At 71.2% G+C, this 19,484-nt stretch carries 21 protein-coding genes; 9 read left to right on the top strand and 12 right to left on the bottom strand.

Going from position 1 to position 19,484, the window contains the following annotated elements:
- Positions 1 to 10: 10 nt before the first annotated feature.
- Together KME79_RS06525 and KME79_RS06520 are read right to left on the bottom strand one after the other, a co-directional pair.
- Positions 11 to 1,009 (bottom strand): hypothetical protein, encoded by a 999-nt coding sequence (locus KME79_RS06525; RefSeq protein ID WP_219543676.1) that lies wholly within the window; start codon positions 1,007 to 1,009, stop codon positions 11 to 13.
- 32 nt (positions 1,010 to 1,041) lie between these two features.
- The gene (locus KME79_RS06520) at positions 1,042 to 1,431 is read right to left on the bottom strand and encodes a MarR family winged helix-turn-helix transcriptional regulator (protein ID WP_219543675.1); all 390 of its coding nucleotides are present in this window, start codon (positions 1,429 to 1,431) and stop codon (positions 1,042 to 1,044) included.
- A gap of 165 nt (positions 1,432 to 1,596) precedes the next feature.
- Between KME79_RS06520 and KME79_RS06515 the strand changes: the two genes are divergently transcribed.
- Genes KME79_RS06515 through KME79_RS06500 form a run of 4 tightly spaced genes read left to right on the top strand, consistent with a single transcriptional unit; the run spans position 1,597 to position 4,228 of the window.
- Positions 1,597 to 2,172, top strand: coding sequence for an AMIN-like domain-containing (lipo)protein (locus KME79_RS06515; RefSeq protein WP_219543674.1), 576 nt, complete (start codon positions 1,597 to 1,599; stop codon positions 2,170 to 2,172).
- Positions 2,173 to 2,176: 4 nt separating this feature from the next.
- Entirely contained in the window at positions 2,177 to 2,530 is a 354-nt protein-coding gene (locus KME79_RS06510; RefSeq protein WP_219543673.1) for a cupin domain-containing protein, read from the top strand.
- Positions 2,531 to 2,546: 16 nt separating this feature from the next.
- Positions 2,547 to 3,620: an adenosine deaminase gene (locus KME79_RS06505; protein ID WP_148036944.1), complete on the top strand. Its 1,074-nt coding sequence runs from the start codon at positions 2,547 to 2,549 to the stop codon at positions 3,618 to 3,620.
- Positions 3,617 to 4,228, top strand: coding sequence for a hypothetical protein (locus KME79_RS06500; RefSeq protein WP_219543672.1), 612 nt, complete (start codon positions 3,617 to 3,619; stop codon positions 4,226 to 4,228). The genes KME79_RS06505 and KME79_RS06500 overlap by 4 nt, the downstream gene beginning before the upstream one ends.
- A 102-nt stretch (positions 4,229 to 4,330) precedes the next feature.
- Here the strand turns inward: KME79_RS06500 and KME79_RS06495 are convergent, their stop codons facing one another.
- Entirely contained in the window at positions 4,331 to 5,095 is a 765-nt protein-coding gene (locus tag KME79_RS06495) for an SDR family oxidoreductase (protein WP_219543671.1), read from the bottom strand.
- A 122-nt stretch (positions 5,096 to 5,217) separates the two neighbouring features.
- On the opposite strand from KME79_RS06495, the gene KME79_RS06490 reads away from it, so the two are divergent.
- The 3 genes from KME79_RS06490 (at position 5,218) to KME79_RS06480 (ending at position 7,345) form a co-directional block, all read left to right on the top strand.
- Complete coding sequence (locus KME79_RS06490; RefSeq protein ID WP_246639355.1) at positions 5,218 to 5,808, top strand: TetR/AcrR family transcriptional regulator; 591 nt, start codon at positions 5,218 to 5,220, stop codon at positions 5,806 to 5,808.
- A gap of 67 nt (positions 5,809 to 5,875) precedes the next feature.
- Positions 5,876 to 6,382 (top strand): helix-hairpin-helix domain-containing protein, encoded by a 507-nt coding sequence (locus KME79_RS06485; RefSeq protein WP_219543669.1) that lies wholly within the window; start codon positions 5,876 to 5,878, stop codon positions 6,380 to 6,382.
- 99 nt (positions 6,383 to 6,481) lie between these two features.
- Positions 6,482 to 7,345, top strand: coding sequence for a hypothetical protein (locus KME79_RS06480; RefSeq protein ID WP_219543668.1), 864 nt, complete (start codon positions 6,482 to 6,484; stop codon positions 7,343 to 7,345).
- Between the two features lie 680 nt (positions 7,346 to 8,025).
- On the opposite strand, the gene KME79_RS06475 is transcribed toward KME79_RS06480, so the two are convergent.
- The 8 genes from KME79_RS06475 to KME79_RS06440 all read right to left on the bottom strand — a co-directional run bounded on the left by KME79_RS06475 (position 8,026) and on the right by KME79_RS06440 (position 16,785).
- A complete protein-coding gene (locus KME79_RS06475) occupies positions 8,026 to 8,757 on the bottom strand; it encodes an enoyl-CoA hydratase/isomerase family protein (protein WP_219543667.1) in 732 nt (243 codons plus the stop codon).
- Positions 8,754 to 10,244, bottom strand: a complete 1,491-nt coding sequence (locus tag KME79_RS06470) for an AMP-binding protein (RefSeq protein WP_308248815.1) — start codon at positions 10,242 to 10,244, stop codon at positions 8,754 to 8,756. Before KME79_RS06470 ends, KME79_RS06475 begins: the two co-directional genes overlap by 4 nt.
- Complete coding sequence (locus KME79_RS06465) at positions 10,237 to 10,911, bottom strand: TetR/AcrR family transcriptional regulator (protein ID WP_219543666.1); 675 nt, start codon at positions 10,909 to 10,911, stop codon at positions 10,237 to 10,239. The genes KME79_RS06470 and KME79_RS06465 overlap by 8 nt, the downstream gene beginning before the upstream one ends.
- Positions 10,912 to 11,034: 123 nt before the next feature.
- Positions 11,035 to 12,432 carry an ATP-binding protein gene (locus KME79_RS06460; protein WP_308248814.1) on the bottom strand — a complete coding sequence of 466 codons (1,398 nt, stop codon included), beginning with the start codon at positions 12,430 to 12,432 and terminating at the stop codon, positions 11,035 to 11,037.
- 77 nt (positions 12,433 to 12,509) lie between these two features.
- Positions 12,510 to 14,144, bottom strand: a complete 1,635-nt coding sequence (locus tag KME79_RS06455; RefSeq protein ID WP_246639354.1) for a phospho-sugar mutase — start codon at positions 14,142 to 14,144, stop codon at positions 12,510 to 12,512.
- Entirely contained in the window at positions 14,141 to 14,944 is an 804-nt protein-coding gene (locus KME79_RS06450) for a purine-nucleoside phosphorylase (RefSeq protein WP_219543665.1), read from the bottom strand. The genes KME79_RS06455 and KME79_RS06450 overlap by 4 nt, the downstream gene beginning before the upstream one ends.
- 1 nt (position 14,945) lies before the next feature.
- Entirely contained in the window at positions 14,946 to 16,250 is a 1,305-nt protein-coding gene (locus tag KME79_RS06445; RefSeq protein WP_219543664.1) for a M20/M25/M40 family metallo-hydrolase, read from the bottom strand.
- A gap of 82 nt (positions 16,251 to 16,332) precedes the next feature.
- Positions 16,333 to 16,785, bottom strand: a complete 453-nt coding sequence (locus KME79_RS06440) for a gamma-glutamylcyclotransferase family protein (protein ID WP_148036953.1) — start codon at positions 16,783 to 16,785, stop codon at positions 16,333 to 16,335.
- Between the two features lie 71 nt (positions 16,786 to 16,856).
- Between KME79_RS06440 and KME79_RS06435 the strand changes: the two genes are divergently transcribed.
- Both KME79_RS06435 and KME79_RS06430 read left to right on the top strand, forming a co-directional pair.
- Positions 16,857 to 18,251 (top strand): NAD(P)H-quinone dehydrogenase, encoded by a 1,395-nt coding sequence (locus tag KME79_RS06435; protein WP_219543663.1) that lies wholly within the window; start codon positions 16,857 to 16,859, stop codon positions 18,249 to 18,251.
- A 52-nt stretch (positions 18,252 to 18,303) separates the two neighbouring features.
- The gene (locus tag KME79_RS06430; RefSeq protein ID WP_219543662.1) at positions 18,304 to 18,876 is read left to right on the top strand and encodes a dihydrofolate reductase family protein; all 573 of its coding nucleotides are present in this window, start codon (positions 18,304 to 18,306) and stop codon (positions 18,874 to 18,876) included.
- On the opposite strand, the gene KME79_RS06425 is transcribed toward KME79_RS06430, so the two are convergent.
- Positions 18,846 to 19,481 carry a class I SAM-dependent methyltransferase gene (locus KME79_RS06425; protein ID WP_219543661.1) on the bottom strand — a complete coding sequence of 212 codons (636 nt, stop codon included), beginning with the start codon at positions 19,479 to 19,481 and terminating at the stop codon, positions 18,846 to 18,848. The genes KME79_RS06430 and KME79_RS06425 overlap by 31 nt on opposite strands.
- Positions 19,482 to 19,484 lie beyond the last annotated feature (3 nt).

Genomic DNA, 19,484 nt, shown 5'->3' with positions numbered 1-19,484 from the left:
TCGGGTGGGTTCAGACCGTGATGAACGCGTACAGGGCCAGGTGGTTGGACTTCGTGCTGTTCACCGTGTGGTCGACGGGTGACGGCCGCACGGCGCCCTTGACGAACAGGTGGTCGATCTTCCTGGTGCCCATGGTGGCCTTCGCCCCGTAGCCGGTCATGCCGAAGCCGCCGAGGGTGGTGCGGGCGATGCCGGTGCGGTTCGCGTCGATCCCGATCACGCGGACGGCCGAGGCGTTCATCAGTCTCGTGGCGTCCGCGCCGACCTTGATGCCGGAGTTCGCGATGCCCGGGTCGCCGGGCCCCGCGCAGGCGTTCTTGCCGTTCTGCTCCGGCAGGTGCATGGAGGCGGCGAAGACCGACGTCCCCGTCCCCTTGATCGTGAACCTCGCGGCGATGGCGCTGGTGCGCTTCCACTTGTGCTTGTTGGCGGCGGCGGCGTCGTTGCTCGGCGGCTTGTAGAGCGTGCACCCGGCCCCGCCGGAGTAGGACGTGCCGGGCTTGAGCCAGCCCGCGCTCCAGTATTTGGAGGTCTCGGCGAGGCCCAGCGTCCTGGTGTTGTAGATGATCCCGTTGGTCTGGCGCTTCTTCAGGTCGCCCAGCGACTGCTGGCTGCAGTGGTGGGAGCCGCCCCACTGCTCGGGGTCGTCCCAGGCCACGATCGCCCTGTAGGTGCCCGCCGGAAAGCCGAACTTCGCCGAGAGCTGGTCGGCGTAGGCCGTGGCCTGGCCGGTGCCGCGCACCTGCTGCACGATCAGGAGATCGGGAGCCCGCACGCCGGACGTGCCCGTCCTGCCGTTGTCGTCGACCAGCATCGAGGTGAGGTGGTCGGGGCCCGAGATCCGGGTGCAGGAGCCGTCGGCGTTGTTCCTCACCAGGTTCTCGATGTTGTTGGTGTAGACCCGCAAGACCTGGTCCGCGGTCCTGGTCGCTTCGTGCGTCGTCGTGGCCGGGGCCACGGTGAGCGCGGCGGCCACCGCGAGCGTCAATGATCCGTGAATGAGGAGCATCGCCGTAGAGTAGCGACGATTGACAGCCGGAGTCAGGTGCTCAGAGACGTGGCGGCGTCGTCGAAGATCTCGGCCAGGACGGCGCGCTGGGTGGGGAGCGCCGCCGCGTGACGGGCCCGGCCCTCCTCCGTGATGCGCACGAACACGCCCCGCCGGTCGGAGTCGCACACGCCGCGCGACACGAGCGCGGCCTTCTCCAGGCGGGCCACCACCCGCGAGAGCGCGCTCTGGCTCAGGTGGACCTCGTCGCAGAGCTCCTGGATGCGCAGCTTCCTGTCGTGGGCGACCATCCGGTCGAGCACCTCGAACTCGCTGGGCCCCAGCCCGTGCTTGTCGCCCAGCTCGCGCTCCAGCGCGCACATGGCCCTGGCGTGTTTGGAGAGGACGTCATGCCAGGTGTCGACCACGAACCGCTCGTCCATGCGCGGAGGTTACCACGCCGTAAAGATCATGGTTAGATGCACGCGCATCCAGGTGGGAGGTCGCGAAACCGCCGAACCTATCGTGCCCCGTGGTTCCCGGGCGTCCCCCGATGCCGATCAGGTCGCCGGCGCATCGGACGCGCGGTCGCCGGGCATCCAGTGCACATGACCCCGTTCGTACGGGCCGCCGTCGCGTTCCTCGCGTGTGGCGCGGTCCTGATCTCCTGCGGCACGGCGCCTCCCGCGGACACCCCGGCGGAGAGCGCCGCGTCCCCCGGGCCCGCCACCGAGCCGCACACGGCCACGCCCGTCCCCGGCCCCACCGCCACCGCCCCCGTCCGGGTCGAGCGGAACGACGCCGAACCCGCCCTGGTCACCGGGGTGCGGTTCGGCCGGCATCCCTCGTTCGACCGGGTGGTCGTCGACTTCCAGGGCGGCGTCCCCGGCTACACCGTGCGCTGGGTCCGCGAGGCGCACGAGGAGGGCTCGGGCCGGCCGATCGACCTGAAGGGCGGCCGCGCCCTGCACCTCCGGCTCGTGCCCGCCAACGCCCACACCGAGGACGGCACCCCCACCTGGAACGGCACCACCGTGCCCGCGTCCGGGGGCATCACCGGCATCGCCAAGACCGGCGACTTCGAAGGCGTCGTCGGCATCGCCCTGCTGACGGCCGGCGTCACGGGTTTCAAGGTCAGCGAGCTCGCCGCCCCGCCCAGACTGGTGGTCGACGTGGCACACTGACCGGGTGGTGAGAAAGATCGAAGGACCTTCACGCATCCCGGTGCCGGGCGGCAAGCTCATCGACGAGCACGTGGGCCGCGTCAACAGCGGCGACGAGGCGATCTCCATCGCCCACATGGTCGCCCCGCCCGGCTGGGACGAGCCCGCCCAGGCCCCGGCCTTCACCGAATACACGCTCGTGCTGCGCGGCACCGTCCTGGTCGAGCACGCCGGCGGCACCACCGAGGTGTCCGCCGGTCAGACCGTCGTGACCGAGCCCGGCGAGAAGGTCCGCTACCGGGTAGGCGACGAAGGCGCCGAGTACGTCGCGGTGTGCCTGCCCGCCTTCAGCCCTGATTCGGTCAACCGCGACGAGTGACTCGTATCATGGGCGGATGAGCCCCACGATTGACGAGATCCGGCGCGCGCCCAAGGTGTTGCTGCACGACCATCTCGACGGTGGTCTCCGCGCCGAGACCATCGTGGACCTGGCCCGCGACACCGGCTACGACCGGCTGCCCACCACCGACCCGGACAACCTGCGCCAGTGGTTCGAGGAGGCGTCCGACTCCGGCTCGCTGGAGCGCTACCTGGAGACGTTCCAGCACACCGTCGGCGTCATGCAGACCCCCGAGTCGCTCGCCCGCGTCGCCGCCGAGTGCGCCGAGGACCTGGCCGCCGACGGCGTCGTCTACGCCGAGGTGCGCTTCGCCCCCGAGCAGCACACCACCAACGGGCTGAGCCTCGACGAGGTGGTGCAGGCCGTCCTGGAGGGCTTCCGCCAGGGGTCCGAAGGGCGCGGCATCCGCGTCGGCACGCTCCTGACCGCCATGCGCCACCAGGCCCGCTCGATGGAGATCGCCGAGCTGTCCGTACGCTACCGCGACGTCGGCGTCGTCGGCTTCGACATCGCCGGCGCCGAGGCGGGCTACCCTCCCACCCGCCACCTCGACGCCTTCGAGTACCTCCAGCGGGAGAACGCCCACTTCACCATCCACGCCGGCGAGGCGTTCGGCCTGCCGTCCATCTGGCAGGCCATCCAGTGGTGCGGCGCCGACCGGCTCGGCCACGGCGTGCGCATCATCGACGACATCTCCGTCTCCGGCGACGGCACCGCCAAGCTCGGCCGGCTGGCCGCGTACGTGCGCGACAAGCGCATCCCGCTGGAGATGTGCCCCACCTCCAACCTCCAGACCGGCGCCGCCGCGTCCATCGCCGACCACCCGATCGGGCTGCTGCGCCGCCTCCACTTCCGGGTCACGGTCAACACCGACAACCGGCTGATGAGCTCCACCACCGTGTCGCAGGAGTTCGCCAAGCTCATCGAGGCGTTCGACTACGGCTGGGACGACCTGCAGTGGTTCACGGTCAACGCGATGAAGTCGGCCTTCCTGCCGTTCGACGAACGCCTCGCGCTGATCAACGGCGTCATCAAGCCCGGATTCGCGCAACTGAAGTGGCAGCCGTGAAACAGGTCTTCCGTTCCAAGACCGCCTTCGTCTTCGGCTGGATCTGGGTGGCGTTCGTCGCGGCCAACGTCATCGACCTGACCCTCCGCTACAGCGGCAAGCCGTCCATGGTCGCGCTCGCCGTGCTGGGCGTGCTCACCGCCGTCGTCTACGTCGTCGCCATCCGCCCGGCCACCGTCCTCACCGAGCCCGGCCTTGTGGGCCGCACCCCGCTGCGGTCCACGTTCGTGCCGTGGGCCTCGGTCGAGGACGTCACCGTGTCCCACTCGATCAACGTCTCCCACTCCGGCTCGCAGACGCTGCGCCTGTGGACCCCGATGACCTCGGCCCGCGAACGCGCCAAGGCCGTGCGCCGCGGCGCCGCCCCGGTCCGTCACGGCCGCTACCAGACCGAGCCCGTGCTCACCAAGGGCGAGCAGGCGGCGGCCGAGGCGATGGCGGGCAAGACCCACGCCGACTGGGTGGGGGAGCAGATCACCTCCCGGGCCGAGCAGGCGAGACTCCGCAAGGACGAGGTGGGCCAGGTCCATGTGACCTGGGCGTACGACTCGATCGTGGCTTTCGTCGTGGCGGTGGGGTTGATCGTCGCCGCCGTGCTCGTGCCCTGAGATTCGCCCCCGAGCCCCGGGCGAGGGGAGCTACCGCCCCTCGCGCGGCCCGGTCCCAGCGCGAAGCGGTTCAAGGCCGTGCCGTTGTGCGGCGGCCCGCGATCAGAGGCGTGGTCCGAGGAACAGGCCGCCACTCGCGTCGATGACCTGACCGGTGATCCAGCGCGCGGCGTCGGAGGCGAGGAAGGCGACCACGTCGGCGATGTCGCCGGGCCGGCCCAGGCGGTCGAGCGCCGTCGTCGCGGCGATGAGTTCGGCCAGACCCGGCGCTTCGAAGGCGGTCCCGTTGGCCGGTGTCAGGGTGGAGCCGGGAGCGACCGCGTTCACCGTGATCCCTCGGGCTCCGAGCTCGTTGGCCAAGGTCATGCTCATCGTCTCGACAGCGCCCTTGGTCATGGCGAAGGACGTCTGGGCGGGGTTGGCCATCCGGGTCGCCACGGACGAGATCGTGACGATGCGGCCACCGTCCCGCAACAGCGGCAACGCTCGCTGGATGATGAAGTACGGCGCTCGTACGTTGACCGCGAAGAGGTGGTCGAACTGCGTGCGCGTCGTGACCCCGATCGGGCCGGCGGGCGCGGCCGCCGCGTTGTTGACGAGGATGTCGAGCGCACGCCCGGCCAGGCCGGCCTCCACTCCCGCGAAGAGGGTCTCGGCGTCGTCATCCACGCCCAGCTCCGCCCTTACGGCGAACGCGGCGCCGCCGCCGCGCTCGATCTCGTCGACCGTCGCCGTCGCGCCGTCCTGGTCCGTGCCGAAGTGCACGACGACGGTTGCCCCCTTGGCCGCCAGCCGCGTGGCGATCGCCTGCCCGATGCCGCGCGATGCTCCGGTCACGAGAGCCGTCTTGCCGGTCAGATCACACATGTCGATCACCTTTGCCTGTGAGTCACTACCAATCTGGTAGTAACTATCAATGCGATAGTATCTATCACATGCCCGTCCAGCACTCAACGTTGCGCGCGCAGCGCCGAGCCGAGACACAGCGCATGATCCAGGCGCACGCGGTGCGGCTGTTCACCGAGCGCGGATACGACGCCACGACCGTGACCGAGGTCGCCGAAGCCGCGGGCGTGTCACCCATGACCGTGTATCGGCACTTCCCCACGAAGGAGGACCTCGTCCTCGTCGACCAGCACGGTCAGCTCGTGGCAGAGCGGATCGCCGCGTCGCCCGCCGCGCACCCCTTGGTCCGCCGCATCGGCGGCGCGCTCATCGGCTCGGCCGCGACGTTGACCGGAGACGACCTGACGACGGACAAGCAGTTCCTGCTCGCCCGCCTCCGGCTCATGATCTCCACACCGGCCTTGCGGGCCAGGCACCTGGACAACCAGTACGCCTTTCAGCAGGCGATCGTCGAAGCTCTCGGCGACGACGACACCGATCCCGACGCGGCGTTCCACGCCCAGGCGGCGGCCAGCGCATGCCTGGCCGCCCTGCACACGGCTCTGGTGCGCTGGGCCGAGGACGAAGGGCGGACCGAGTTGCCCGCCCTGATCGCCAAGGCGCTCGCCGCCGCCTTCGGCGATGACATGGTCGAAGGCGGCCCCGTCGCGGCGGGCGATCAACCCAGAGGATGAGCGGCTCCTCCGAAGCCGGGCGTTGGCGTCGCCCTCCGCGCGCCCCTCATGTGCCAAGGTGAATCGCATGACGACATTCGCCCAGCTTCGCAAGACCGCGCTTTCCAGCCCTGAAGTGGTCGAAGGCGTTGTCGACGGCGCAAAGGTCTTCGCCGTGGGCGGCAGGGAGTTCGCCCGGCTGGATCCGGACGCCCACGTGCGCCTTCGGCTGCCGGCCGCGGAGGCCGAGGACATGGCCTCCCAGCATGCGACGGCCGAGCGGGCAGGCGACGTCGTAGGCCTGCCTGTCAAGGACATCAACGGCCAGGCCCTCAACTACTGGGTGCGGCGTGCCTGGCTCGCGTGTGCGCCGCCGGAGCTCTCGGCCCGTGCGTCCGCTGCCGACGGGGCCGGCGCGGGCGAGGTCGGCGACCTGCCGAAGGCGATCGGGCGGCCGGCCACCCGGGCGCTGGCGAGCGCCGGCATCACGACGCTCGACCAGGTCGCCCGTCTCTCGGATGCGGAGCTCAACGGGCTGCACGGGGTCGGACCGAAGGCCGTGCGGATTCTCAGGGAGGCGCTCGAGTCCCGCTGATGGCCCCGTGGTCCGCCGTCTCGCGAGACGGTTGATCTTCAGCACGGCGGCGACCTGGCGACTCAGGGCCGGAGCCGACAACGGTTCGAACCTCGCGGAGTGCTCGAACGTCTGAAGGTCATGCGCTTCCTCGCCTTCCTGGCCCTCATCGGGCTGACCGCCTGCGGCACCGGAGCGGCGGCGGACGAACCGGTCACGTACGCGGCCGACGCCGTGTCCGTCCTGGAGAGCCCCAACCACGGGCCGCAGCTGTGCCACGCGATGGCCACGTCGCTGCCGCCCCAGTGCGGCGGGCCGGACATCGTCGGCTGGGACTGGTCCACGGTCCGGCACGAGAACGTCCGGGGCACGAAGTGGGGTCAGTACCGGGTGGTCGGCACCTGGGACGGCTCCCGGCTGACCCTGACCGAACCCCCAGGGGCGGCGGTCCAGGGTGTACCGGAGGAGCCCAGCTTGGACAGTCCGTGCCCCGTCCCGGCGGGCGGCTGGCGGCCGGCCGATCCCGCCAAGGCCACCCAGGAAGCGCTCCAGGTGACTCAGCAGCGGCTGGACAACGAGGAAGCCGTGGGCGGGGTGTGGCTGGACCAGAGCTATCTGGACTCGATCCCCGGCTACGACGGCAGCAAGCGGGAGCGGTCGGAGAAGTACGCCAATGACCCGGCCAAGCTGGTACTGAACGTGAAGTTCACGGGCGATCTGACCGGCAGGGAGGCGTGGATCCGGGAGAGCTGGGGCGGGCCTCTCTGCGTCAGCCAGGCCAGGCGCAGCCTGGAAACGCTGCGGCAGATCCAGGAGTTCATCAATGACGATCTTGGCCAGCCCTCCCTCTCGACCTCCGTCGACATCATGAAGGAGCAGGTGGTCGTGGACGTCTGGGTTGCCAGCGAGGAACTCCGGCAACGGCTGGACGACAAGTACGGCGAGGGCGTCGTGCACCTGCGGGCGACACTGAAGCCGCTCTAATAGCGGAGCCGTGGAGCCAGTGACCGCCCTGACACGGTGACAGAGAGCCGGCACGTCGTCGGCGCCCAAGGCGTTCCGCCCAAGGCGTCCACCGGTTCCAGGCCCGGACTGTCTCCGGCGACCAGCGCGATGGCCTCCCGGGTGGGTCGAAGACGAACAGTAGGTGGATCCCCGCCTCGCCTGGCACCCGGGGCCGTGGTTCCGCGCCGAAGATCGTCTTGATCTCACACCGTCCTGCTTGCCGTCGATCTTTCCTATAGCCGGCGACCCGGTAACTTCGGAGATGCCTGCTTGAAGTGATCGGTGAAAGGGGCTGTCGTGGCGCACCGGTCAAGGTCGGGGAGCGCGAGGGGCGGGCCCCTCGCCCGGGGGCGCGGGGGCTTGCCCCCGCTGAGAACAGCCCGAGCTGAAAGGGCGCGGAGCGCCCTCTATGGCGAGGACCTTGCTGGTACGCACGGCGGGTCGGTGCGAACCCTTGCCCTTGCTAGTGAGCAGGGCGGGCCGGGGGGACAACCCTTCCCTTGAGCAGGGCGGGCCGGGGGGACAACCCTTCCCTTTGCTGGTGCACAGGGCGGGCCGAGGGGGCGAACCCTCCCCAGACCGCCGCGCTGGTGCGCACGGCGGCCTGGGAGGGCGAACCCTTCCAGGCCGCGTGCGGCGGCGAAACGGTTCCGTCGAGGTCAGCGGTCGCGGTTGACGAAGCGGTCCATGCCGGCCTTGGCGATGCCGGAGCCTTCGACCTCCTTGGCCGCCTCCGTCTCCGCCGCGAAGGCGCGCTCCACCTCCTCCAGCGACGGGCGCAGGAGGCGGAGGTGGACTCCGGTGGCCGTGCCGGGGAGGGTCCAGCGGTGGACGAGGCCGATGGCGGTGTCCAGGAGGGCGTCGGGGGCGACGATCTCGTCGAGGATGCCGAGCCGCTGCGCCTCCTCCGCGCTGATCCGGGACGAGTCCAGCACCAGCCGGAGCGCCCGTCCGCCGCCGACGAGGCGGCTCAGCAGCAGGCTCGACGCGTTGGAGACCGACAGGCCGATGTGGTTCTCCGGCCAGAAGTACTCGGCGCCGGGGGTGCCGACGCGGGCGTCGAAGCAGAGCGTCCACTCGGCGGCGCCGCCCACGGACAGGCCGTTGACCGCGGCCACCACGGGCACCCGGGTCTCCAGGACGGCCCTGGTCAGGTCGTGGAACAGTTCGACCTCGTCCAGCAGCGACCGGTCGACGGCCTGGTTGATGTCCTCGCCGGACGAGAACGCCCGCCCGGTGCCCGTCACCACGATGCCCCGGGCCGAGCCGTCGCCGTGGGCGCGTACGGCCGCCGCGAGGTCCCGGCGCATGCCGGCGGTGAGGGCGTTGAGCTTCTCGGGACGGTTCAGGGTGATGACGGCGACCTCGTCGCGGACCGTGATGTCAATCATGATCTCTCCTCTTCGACGGCTTCGACGGCTTCGACGGCGAACGCTCCGGCACGCTGGTCGGGGCGGAGCAGGTGGCGCTTCTCGACGCGGGCGGACGGGGTGAGCCGGAAACCGTCCACGAACTCCACGAACGCGGGGACCTTGAAGCGGGCCAGGCGTTCCCGCGCGTGCTCGGCCAGGCTCACGGCCGTCTCCCTGGAGGCCGGATGGCCCGGCCTGAGCTGGACGAACGCCTTGGGCAACTCGCCCCACAGGTCGTCGGGCACGGGCACGACGGCGGTGTTCAGCACGGCGGGGTGCTCGCCGAGCACGCGTTCGACCTCGGCGCAGGAGATGTTCTCGCCGCCCCTGCGCACCATGTCCTTCAGCCGGCCGGAGTGGTGGATGTAGCCGTGCTCGTCCTGGAAGCCCAGGTCGCCGGTGTGGTACCAGCCGCCGCGGAGGGCCTCGGCGGTGGCCTCCGGGTGGTTCCAGTAGCCCTTCATCATCGGCGTGCCGCGGACCAGGATCTCGCCCGTACTCTCGTCGATCTTGACCTCCTTGCCGTCCGGGGGCAGGCCCATGGCGCCGGTGCCCACCGTGTCGGCGGCGTCCACGGCGGCGAGCAGGTCGGGGCCGCTCTCGGTGGACCCGTACAGCTCCCGCCAGGGCGCGCCCCACCGTTCCTCGAACGTGCGGTGCAGGTTCGGGGCGATCCCGGAGCACAGGACCAGGCGCATGCGGTTCTCCCGGTCGAGCGGGTGCGGCGGCTGCTTGTGCAGGAGCAGCGGCATCGTGCCGAGCACGTACGTGAGCGTCGCGCCGTGCTCGCGGACGGCGGGCCAGAAGCCGGAGGCGGAGAAGCGGGGGAGCACCACGTGCGGGATGCCGCCGATCAGGCACATCAGCGTGGTCCACTGCGGGTCCATGTAGGAGTGCGCCTGCGCGATGATCATGACGTCGTCGTCGCGGAGCCGTACGTGGTCGGCGACGATGCGGGCGCAGCGGATCCAGTAGTCGTGGGTGAGCAGGCAGGCCTTGGGGAAGCCGGTGGTCCCCGAGGTGTACTGAAAATTCGCGATATCGTCCGCGTCAGGCGAGATGTCGGGCGGGACGGCCGGGCCGTCCAGGGCGTCCAGCGTGTACGCGGGACCGGGGATGTGCGGCACGTGCTCCGGCGTCGTCAGCGTCACCACCGCGCCCGAGTCGCGCAGCACGTGCTCCAGGTCGGCGGCCCGGTAGCGGACGTTGACCGGCACGGTGATCGCCCCCGCCTTGAGCACGGCCAGCCAGCTGAGCGGCCAGCCGGGGACGTTCTCCATCATGATCGCCACCCGGTCGCCCCGGCGGACGCCCTTCGCGGCCAGCGCCCCGGCCAGCCGGTCGGACTCGGCGTCCGCCTCGGCGAAGCTCAGAGACGCCTCGGGGAAACGCAGGAACTCGCGCCCGCCGTGCCGCTGCGCGGCGTGGCGGACCAGCTCGGGGATCGTTCGGTACGGTTCAGTCACGGGGCGGCTCCCAGGGCAGTTCGGGCAACAGGGAGAAGTCGGCGATCGGCAGCGGGCGGGCCGGGGCGCGGACGGCCGCCAGCCCGATGGCCACGAACTCCGCGCACACCTGCTCCAGCGTCGAGTCGCCGTCCGGGCGGTACCACTCGCTGGTGCCGGTGCACATGGTCATGAGCGCGAGCCGGGTCAGCCTCTGGTCGGCGACGTGGAAGACGCCCGCGCCGACCCCGTCGGCCACGGCCCCCCGCCAGAGATCCTCGTACGCGTCGCGCAGCGCGATGACCTCGGCCAGGGCGGCGGAGCCGGGGGTGAGGGCGCGCAGCTCGCCGTCCATGACGCGGGTGGTCATCGGGTTCAGCGCGTGGATGGCGGTGAGCGAACTGATCAGCAGGGCCAGCCGCTCGGCGGCGTCCTTCACCCCGTCGAGCACCCGCTCCGCGGCCTCGATGAGCCCGCGATGCCCGGATATGAGCAGGTCGGCGAGGAGGGCTTCCTTGCTGGTGACGTGGTGGTAGATGCCGGCGTTCGTCATGCCGACGGTACGGGCGAGGTCGCGGATGGTCGTGGCGGCGTACCCCTGGCGGGCGAACAGCAGCACCGCGGCCGTCCTGATGCGCAGGCCGGCGTCGGAGTCGCGGTCGGTGAGGTACGCGGAGAGGGGGGTCATATGGCCTACCGAACGTTCGGTTGATCCGATATTCCGCACGATAAAGGACAAAAGCCGTATTGCCTAGAGTGGCAGCGCGGGTGCCTGCGATCTGGTCTCACGGATGAGACCAAAGGCCAGGCTTCAGCGCCACGCCTCGATGAGCTCTTCCGGTGTGACGTGCCGGACCCCGTCCACGGTGCACCCCGCCCGGGAGACCGCGTACAGCGGTGTGTCGGCGTCGGCGCCGGGCATCTTCGACCGGTGCACGATCAGTTCAGTCAGGTCGTGGTGGTCGAACGGCCGGTTCTCCAGCCACTTGATCGACCCGAGCAGGGTGACCCGCTTGGCCACCGGCTCCCGGTCGGCGCCGACGAGATCGATCTCCGGATCATTGGTCCGCGTCCAGTAACCGCCCACGGCGCCCGTCTCCTCGGGCAGGCCGTCCATGCGCCGCAGCGACTCCCGGACGACGGGCTCCACGGCCATCCCCCGCCAAGCGGTCCATGAGCGTTCGATGCGCTTCAGGGCCAGGTCGCCGCGGCCCCGGTCGATCTCCGTCAGTCCAGGCTCGACGAAGGACAGCCAGAACCGGAGGTGGGTGTCGGCGATGTGGTAGCGGGTCTCTCTGGAAGGCTTCGTGGACAGGGGCAGCTCAGCGGTAACCATGCGCTTGTCCAGCAGGACCTGCATGCCGCGCTTCGCTGAAGTGGTCGGCATGCCGCCTGTGGCCCGCAGGACGGACGAGAACGTGCGCTGCCCCGACCCGATGGACTTGAGCAGCATCGTGGCCTGCGATTCGGGCGGGAACTCCGCTGCCATGGCGCGCACGCCGCTCACGGTGAGCGCCGACATGGGGTCGGGGATGGCGCCGTCGAGGTACTCCCAGAGAGAGGCACCCGTGGGCCACTCGTCGAGGATCATCGGCAGTCCGCCGGTCACTAGATAGGCGTCGATGGCCTCGGCCGGCGGCAGTCGAAGCCGCTCGGCCACGTCCGCCGGAGTCAACGGATGGATCACCATGTCCGACGCCCTCATGTAGAAGGGGCGGTCGTACTGGTTGATCGCCTCCATGACCGAAAGATCGGAGCCGATCAGGATGAGCAGCATCGGCCGCCGGGAGAACTCGCGGTCGAAGAGCCGCTGCAGTCTGCCCTCCAGATGCGGGTCCTGAGCGATCATGTACGGCAGCTCGTCGATGACGACGATGCTCGGCGAGTCCTGGGGCACCGCCTGCGCCAGGAGTCTCAGCGCACTGTCCCAGGACGTTGGGGCCACCTCGCCGAAGAGCGCCGCCCCCGGCAAGTCGGATGTGGCGACGGAGGCACTGAAGCTCGCGAGCTGTTCGCTGATCGGCTCCGTGGCCGCGGTGTAGAAGACGGACGGCACACCGGACCGATGGATGAACTCCTCCGCCAGCCGCGACTTGCCGACCCGGCGGCGACCCCGCATGAGGACGGCCCGCCCCGGCCGATCACCGGTGCCCACCCTGGTGAAGAAACGCCCCAGAGCCGCCAGCTCGCGGCTACGCCCGATGAACACGCTGCACCTCCCGATAGAACCAAATTTGGACCCACCAAAAGTGGACGGTCCAAATTTGGTCCTATCTTAGGTGGCCTTCAGAGCCGCAGGGCGGTGGTCAGGTCGGCTTTCAGGGTTTCCAGGTCCTGGGAGGCGCGGGCGCGGGCGGGCGTGACCTCGTCCGTGACCGGGACGACCACCTCCAGGTAGCACTTGAGCTTGGGCTCGGTGCCGGAGGGCCGGACCACCACGCGGGCGTCGCCCGACAGCAGGAAGCGCAGGCCGTCCGTCGGGGGGAGGCCGCCGTCGCCGCGGCTCAGGTCGTCGATCCGGGTCACCTCGCGGCCGCCGAGCCGGGACGGCGGGGTGGCGCGGAGGCGGGTCATGGCCTCGGTGATGAGGGCCAGGTCGCTCACCCGGAAGGACAGCTGGGCCGTGGCGTGCAGGCCGTAGCGGCGGGCCTGGTCGTCGAGGAGGTCCAGCAGCGTGCGGCCGGCGCGCTTGGCGCCGGCGGCGATGGCCGCCACGGTGAGGGCGGCGCCGATGCCGTCCTTGTCGTGCACCGGCAGCCCCGCGGCGCCGCCGACGCTGTAGCCGATGGCTTCCTCGTAGCCGAAGACCAGGCCGGGGCCGGCCTTGATGATCCACTTGAAGCCGGTCAGGGTCTCGCCGTAACCGACGCCGTGGGCGCCGGCGATCTTGCCGAGCAGCGTCGAGGACACGATCGTGGTGGCCACCATGCGCTCGCCCGAGGTGTGGGTGATGACGTGCTCGGCGAGCAGGCCGCCCACCTCGTCGCCGGTGAGCATGCGGCAGCCGCCGCCGGGCAGCGGGACGCCCACCGCGCACCGGTCGGCGTCGGGGTCGTTGGCCAGCACCAGGTCGGCGCCGGTCTTGGCGGCCAGGGCGACGGCGAGGTCCATCGCGCCGGGCTCCTCCGGGTTGGGGAAGGCCACGGTCGGGAAGTCGGGGTCGGGCTCGCGCTGCTCCTCCACGGGCAATGGAGGCTCGAACCCTGCCGCCTCGAAGGCCCGCGCGAGCGTGGCCGCGCCGACGCCGTGCAGCGGCGTGTAGGCGACCCGCAGGTCGCGGGCGTCGCCCAGCGGCAGCGCGGTGACGGCCTCGATGTAGGCGTCGACGATGGAATCGTCCAGAAGGGTCCCCGGGCCGCCGAGCGGCAGCTCGGAGACGGACTCCACGGCGTCGATCGCGGCCGAGATCTCGGCGTCGATCGGCGGCACGATCTGCGAGCCGTCGCCCCAGTAGACCTTGTAGCCGTTGTCGCGGGGCGGGTTGTGGCTGGCCGTGACCGTCACGCCCGCGTCGGCGCCCAGACGGCGGACCGCGAAGGCGAGCACCGGGGTCGGCAGCGGGCGCGGCAGCACGGAGGCGCGCAGCCCGGCGCCCTCCAGCACGGCGGCCGTGTCACGGGCGAACACGTCGGACTTGTGGCGGGCGTCGTAACCGATCACCACGTGCCTGCCGGGGCCGAGCACCCGGGCCAGCCCGGCGGCGGCGCGCATGACGGTGACGCGGTTCATCCGGTTGGGCCCGGCGCCCAGCTCGCCGCGGAGCCCGGCGGTGCCGAACTCCAGCTTGGCCCCGAACCGGTCGCGCAGCCCCTCGGCGTCGCCGCGCTCCAGCATCGCGGCCAGCTCGGCGCGGGTGTCGGGGTCGGGGTCCTGCGCCAGCCAGGCGCGGGCGCGCTCCTCGATGCTCACGACAGAGGTCAAAGCCGGTCGACCACCTTCGCGAGCAGCACCCCCATGCGGGCGGCGGTGGCGCGCCCGACCTGGAGCACCTCCTCGTGGTCGAGCGGGTCGCCCGCCAGGCCCGCGCCCGGGTTGGTGACCAGCGACACGCCCAGCACGTCCAGCCCGGACTCGCGGGCCGCGATGGCCTCCAGCACGGTGGACATGCCGATCAGGTCGCCGCCGAGCGTGCGCAGCATCCGGATCTCGGCGGGCGTCTCGTAGGTGGGGCCGCGGAAGGCGACGTAGACGCCCTCGGACAGGCTCGGGTCGATCTCCCGTACGAGGTCGCGCAGCCGCTTGGAGTAGACCTCGGTCAGGTCGAGGAACGTGGTGCCGGTGATCGGGTTGGCGCCGGTCAGGTTGATGTGGTCGCTGATCAGCACCGGGTCGCCGACCTGCTGCGTCTCGGGCCGCAGCCCGCCCGCCGCGTTGGTCAGCACGATCGTGCGGATCCCGGCGGCCGCGGCGGTGCGGACGCCGTGGACCACCGAGTCGACGCCGCGCCCCTCGTACAGGTGACTGCGCCCGAGGAAGATCAGCGCGTGGCGGCCGGCGTCGGTGCGGACGACGCGGATGCGGCCGCCGTGGCCCGCCACGGCGGGGGCGGCGAACCCGGGCAGGTCGGTGAACGGGACCTCGGCCACCACCTGCCCGATCGCGTCGGCGGCCGGGACCCAGCCCGACCCCATCACGAGGGCCACGTCGAAGGTGTCGAGACCGGCGGCCGCCTGCAGAGCGGCGGCCGCCTCGCCGGCGAGGGAATAGGGGTCGGTGCTCACGTCAGTAGTCTAGGAGGAGGCGCTCCAGCACCCGCACGCCGAACTGGAGGGCGTCGACCGGCACCCGCTCGTCGACGCCGTGGAACATCGAGGCGAAGTCCATGCCGGCCGGCAGCCGCAGCGGCACGAACCCGAACCCGCGGATGTCGAGGTCGGCGAAGAACGTCTTGTTGTCGGTGCCGCCCGACATGCAGTACGGGATCGCGCGCGCGGCGGGGTCCTCGGCCTTCAGCGCCGCGATCATCGACTCGACCAGGGCGCCGTCGAACGTCGTCTCCAGCGCGATGTCGTGGTGCACGAACTCGCGGCGCACCTTCGGCCCGATCAGCGAGTCGATCGTCTTGAAGAAGTCGTCCTCGAAGCCCGGCAGGAAACGGCCGTCGATGACGGCGCTGGCCTGGCCGGGGATGACGTTGGACTTGTAGCCGGCGTCGAGCTGGGTCGGGTTGGCGGTGTGGCGGAGCGTGGCGCCGACGAACCGCACCAGCGGGCCGAGCCGGTCGAGCAGCACCGACGGGTCGTCCTCGTCGAACGGCAGCGCGTACGCGTCGGCGATCTCGGCGAGGAAGCGCCGCACGGTCGGGGTGTAGGCGAGCGGCCAGTCGTGCGAGCCGATCCTGGCCACCGCCTTGGCGACCTCGGTGACGGCGTTGTCGGAGTTGAGCATGGAGCCGTGGCCGGCGGTGCCGTCGGCCACCAGCTTCATCCAGGCCAGCCCCTTCTGGGCCGTCTCGATGAGGTAGAGCCGCAGCGACGGGTCGACCTCCAGCGAGTAGCCGCCGACCTCGCTGATCGCCTCCGTCACGCCCTCGAACAGGCCGGGGTGGTGCTTGGTGAGGTACTTGGCGCCGAAGGTGCCGCCGGCCTCCTCGTCGGCCAGCCAGGCGAACACCAGGTCGCGGCGGGGCCTGCGGCCGTCGCGGGTGAGCTGGCGCAGCACGGCCAGCATCATGGCGTCCATGTCCTTCATGTCGACCGCGCCGCGGCCCCAGATGTAGCCGTCGCGCACCTCGCCGGAGAACGGGTCGACCGTCCAGTCCTCGGCGTTGGCCGGGACCACGTCCAGGTGGCCGTGCACGAGCAGGGCGGGCAGCGACGGGTCCGTGCCCTCGACGCGGGTGATCACGTTGCCCCTGCCGGGCGCGCTCTCCAGGTAGGTGGCCTCGATGCCGACCTCCGCGAGCCTGGCCATGACGACCTCGGCGGCGGCCCGCTCGCCCGGGCCGCTGCCGTCGCCGTAGTTGCTGCTGTCGACCCGGATGAGCTCCACGCACAGGTCGGCGACTTCGAGTTCGGCAGGGGTCATGATCTCTTCTCCAGGGTTGAACGGGCCGGTACGACCTGGATGAGAGTCTGCACTACCCGGGCGGGTCCGGGTATGCGCCGGGTCAGTCGCCGAGTGACTTGCAGGGGCGTCCGCGCAGCTCCTTGACGTAGTCGTCGGGGGCGCCCGCGCGCTCGGCGGCGTCGGCCAGGATGCCGAGATAGCGGGCCGAGGGCAGGCCGCCCTCGTAGCCGTCGAGGACGTAGAACCAGGCCACCACCTCGCCGTCGAGCGTCTGCACCCGCAGGCGGACCTTGTGGTAGAGGCCGCGGGCCGCGCCCTCCCACTGGTCGAGGGACTGCTCGTCGAACTCCGGCACGTCGTAGAGGGCGACGAAGACGTGATCCGTCGGGTCTTCCACGATGGTGGCGAGCGCGCCCTCCCAGCCCAGGGTCTCCCCGCCGAAGGTCAGGCGCCAGCCGGGCAGCCAGCCCACGCCCCGCACGGGAGAGTGAGGGGCCCGCATGGCCATCTGCTCCGGGTCCATGTTGCTGCCGTAGGCGGCGTAAACAGGCACAGCATGCAAGAGTAGCGTGACCGTGGCCGCCCCGTTCGTCAGCAGCTCAGAGGATGCGGGACAATAGGTACGTGACGAGGATCGTGATCATCGGTGGCGGACCCGGCGGCTACGAGGCGGCGCTGGTGGCCGCCCAGCTAGGCGCGCAGACCACGATGATCGAGCGCGACGGTCCCGGCGGGGCGTGCGTGCTGACCGACTGCGTGCCGTCCAAGACGCTGATCACCACCTCGGTCCGCAAGCAGGCGCTGCTCGACGCGCCGTCGCTGGGCGTCGGCTTCGACGGCGGGCTCGACGGCGAGGTCGGTGTGGCCCACGTCGACCTGCCCCTCGTCAACAAGCGCGTCAAGGAGCTGGCCCAGGCCCAGTCCGCCGACATCGGCGCCCGGGTCGAGGCCGAGGGCGTGGAGATCATCAAGGGGCCGGGCCGGCTGGTCGACCCGCAGGTGGTCAAGGCCGGCGACCGCACGATCCGGGCCGACGTGGTGCTGGTGGCCACCGGCGCCACCCCCCGCATCCTGCCCGGCGCCGAGCCCGACGGCGAGCGCATCCTCACCTGGCGGCAGCTCTACGACCTCGACAAGCTGCCCGAGCACCTCATCGTGATCGGTTCCGGCGTCACCGGCGCCGAGTTCGCCGGCGCCTACCGCTCGCTGGGCGCCGAGGTCACGCTGGTCTCCAGCCGCGACCGCATGATGCCCAACGAGGACGCCGACGGCGCCGAGGTGCTCGAAGAGGTCTACCGCCGCCGCGGCATGAACGTCATGGGCCGCAGCCGCGCCGCCTCCGTCAAACGCACCGCCGACGGCGTGGTCGTGACCCTTGAGGACGGCCGCACCGCCGAGGGCTCCCACGCGCTGATGACGGTCGGCATGATCCCCAACACCTCCGGCATCGGCCTGGAGGAGGCCGGGGTCCAGCTCGACGACCACGGGTTCATCAAGGTCGACAAGGTCTCGCGCACGTCCGCGCCCGGCGTCTACGCGGCCGGCGACTGCACCGGCGTGCTCATGCTCGCGTCCGTCGCCGCCATGCAGGGCCGCATCGCCGTCTGGCACGCGCTCGGCGAGGCCGTGCAGCCGCTGCGGCTGGCCACCGTCGCGTCCAACATCTTCACCGATCCGGAGATCGCCGCCGTCGGCGTGGCGCAGCGGGCCATCGAGGCGGGCGAGATCGAGGCCAAGGTGGTCAAGCTGCCGCTGGCCACCAACGCGCGGGCCAAGATGCAGGGCTTCAACGACGGCTTCGTCAAGTTGTTCTGCCGCCCCAACACGCAGATCGTGCTCGGCGGCGTGGTGGTGGCGCCGCGGGCGTCGGAGCTGATCCTGGCGGTGTCGGTGGCGGTGCAGCAGCGGCTCACCGTCGACCAGCTCGCCCACACGTTCGCGGTCTACCCGTCGCTGTCCGGTTCCATCACCGAGGCCGCCCGCCGCCTCATGCAGCCCGAGACCTCCCTCGACATCTGACTCTCCTCCGCCCGGCCGATGATTTCGGTCGGCTGGTGTGGTCTGATCAAACGTGCGCAAACTCATCATCCAAGAGCTCGTCTCGGTCGACGGCTACGTGGCCGGGCCCGACGGGGACCTCGGCTTCTTCGAGTCCGTGACCGACTACAGCCAGGTGGACCAGGACAACCTCCGGATCCTGGCGGACGTGGACACCGTCCTGCTGGGGGCGGAGACGTACCGGATGTTCGTCCAATACTGGCCCACCGCTGACGAGACGGTCGCCAAGACGGTGAACACCCTGCCCAAGGTGGTCTTCTCCGCCACCCTGGACGAGGCGCCGTGGGGTGACTGGGAGGCGGCGCGGGTGGTGCGCGGCGACGCGGCCGAGGAGGTCGCCGCGCTCAAGCGGCAGCCGGGCGGGGACATGATGCTCTGGGGCAGCCTGTCTCTCGCCCGCTCGCTGATCCGCGCCGGCCTGCTCGACGAGCTCCAGCTCCGCGTGATCCCCGTCGCCGTCGGCGAGGGCCGCAAGCTCTTCCCCGGCGACCTCAACCGGCTGGACCTGGAACTGACCGAGGCCAGGCCCTACGCCTCGGGCATCGTCTCCCTGCACTATCGTCCGAGGCGCCCGCCCGCCGCCTGACCGCGCCTGCGGGCCTGGAGGACGGTGTCGTGGAGGGGGATCTCGCGGCCGCCGTGAGACATGACGCGGGACCCGTCCCCGGCGACGGCGATGTCCCATCGGCCGGGGTCGAGGACGGCGGCGAGCTCTCCGATCTCGACGTGGGCCTCCGGGGTGGTGGCGGTGTGGTGGTCCGACGGGTGGTGGCCGACGAGGAGCAGCGTGCCGCCGGGCGCGACCGCTGCCGCCAGCCGCCGGAACAGGTCGCCGGGTGCCGCCGCCGGGTGCACGTAGTGGGAGCAGACGAGGTCGAAGCGCTCTTCGGCGGGCGTCCACGTGGTCAGGTCGGCCTGGATCCAGTCGATCCCGGTCGTGACGCCGGCGGCCGCGGCGTGCTCGCGCGCCCGGTGCAGGGCGGTGTCGGCGATGTCCACCGCCGTCACCTGCCAGCCGTGGGCGGCGAGCCAGATGGCCTCGGCTCCCTCGCCACAGCCGGCGTCCAGGGCCGTGCCGGGCGTGAGGTCCCGGGACGCCGCCAGCAGGTAGGGGTTGGGCCCGCCGGCCCCGGCCGGGGCGTGAGCGTCGTAGTGCTCGTCCCAGTACGCCTTGTCGAAGGTTTCGGACACAGT

Source organism: Nonomuraea harbinensis (assembly GCF_019396385.1).
Taxonomy (GTDB): Bacteria; Actinomycetota; Actinomycetes; order Streptosporangiales; family Streptosporangiaceae; genus Nonomuraea; species Nonomuraea ferruginea.
The sequence above is the reverse complement of the archived record's forward strand: the minus strand, read 5'-3'. Positions and strand labels throughout refer to the sequence as shown.

Excerpts from the sequence above, each read along its gene's own strand:
- KME79_RS06485 (WP_219543669.1), top strand. The coding sequence starts at position 5,876 with ATGACGACATTCGCCCAGCTTCGCAAGACCGCGCTTTCCAGCCCTGAA.
- KME79_RS06475 (WP_219543667.1), bottom strand. The coding sequence starts at position 8,757 with ATGATTGACATCACGGTCCGCGACGAGGTCGCCGTCATCACCCTGAAC.
- KME79_RS06515 (WP_219543674.1), top strand. The coding sequence starts at position 1,597 with ATGACCCCGTTCGTACGGGCCGCCGTCGCGTTCCTCGCGTGTGGCGCG.
- KME79_RS06465 (WP_219543666.1), bottom strand. The coding sequence starts at position 10,911 with ATGACCCCCCTCTCCGCGTACCTCACCGACCGCGACTCCGACGCCGGC.
- KME79_RS06490 (WP_246639355.1), top strand. The coding sequence starts at position 5,218 with ATGATCCAGGCGCACGCGGTGCGGCTGTTCACCGAGCGCGGATACGAC.
- KME79_RS06495 (WP_219543671.1), bottom strand. The coding sequence starts at position 5,095 with ATGTGTGATCTGACCGGCAAGACGGCTCTCGTGACCGGAGCATCGCGC.
- KME79_RS06525 (WP_219543676.1), bottom strand. The coding sequence starts at position 1,009 with ATGCTCCTCATTCACGGATCATTGACGCTCGCGGTGGCCGCCGCGCTC.
- KME79_RS06505 (WP_148036944.1), top strand. The coding sequence starts at position 2,547 with ATGAGCCCCACGATTGACGAGATCCGGCGCGCGCCCAAGGTGTTGCTG.
- KME79_RS06520 (WP_219543675.1), bottom strand. The coding sequence starts at position 1,431 with ATGGACGAGCGGTTCGTGGTCGACACCTGGCATGACGTCCTCTCCAAA.
- KME79_RS06445 (WP_219543664.1), bottom strand. The coding sequence starts at position 16,250 with ATGACCCCTGCCGAACTCGAAGTCGCCGACCTGTGCGTGGAGCTCATC.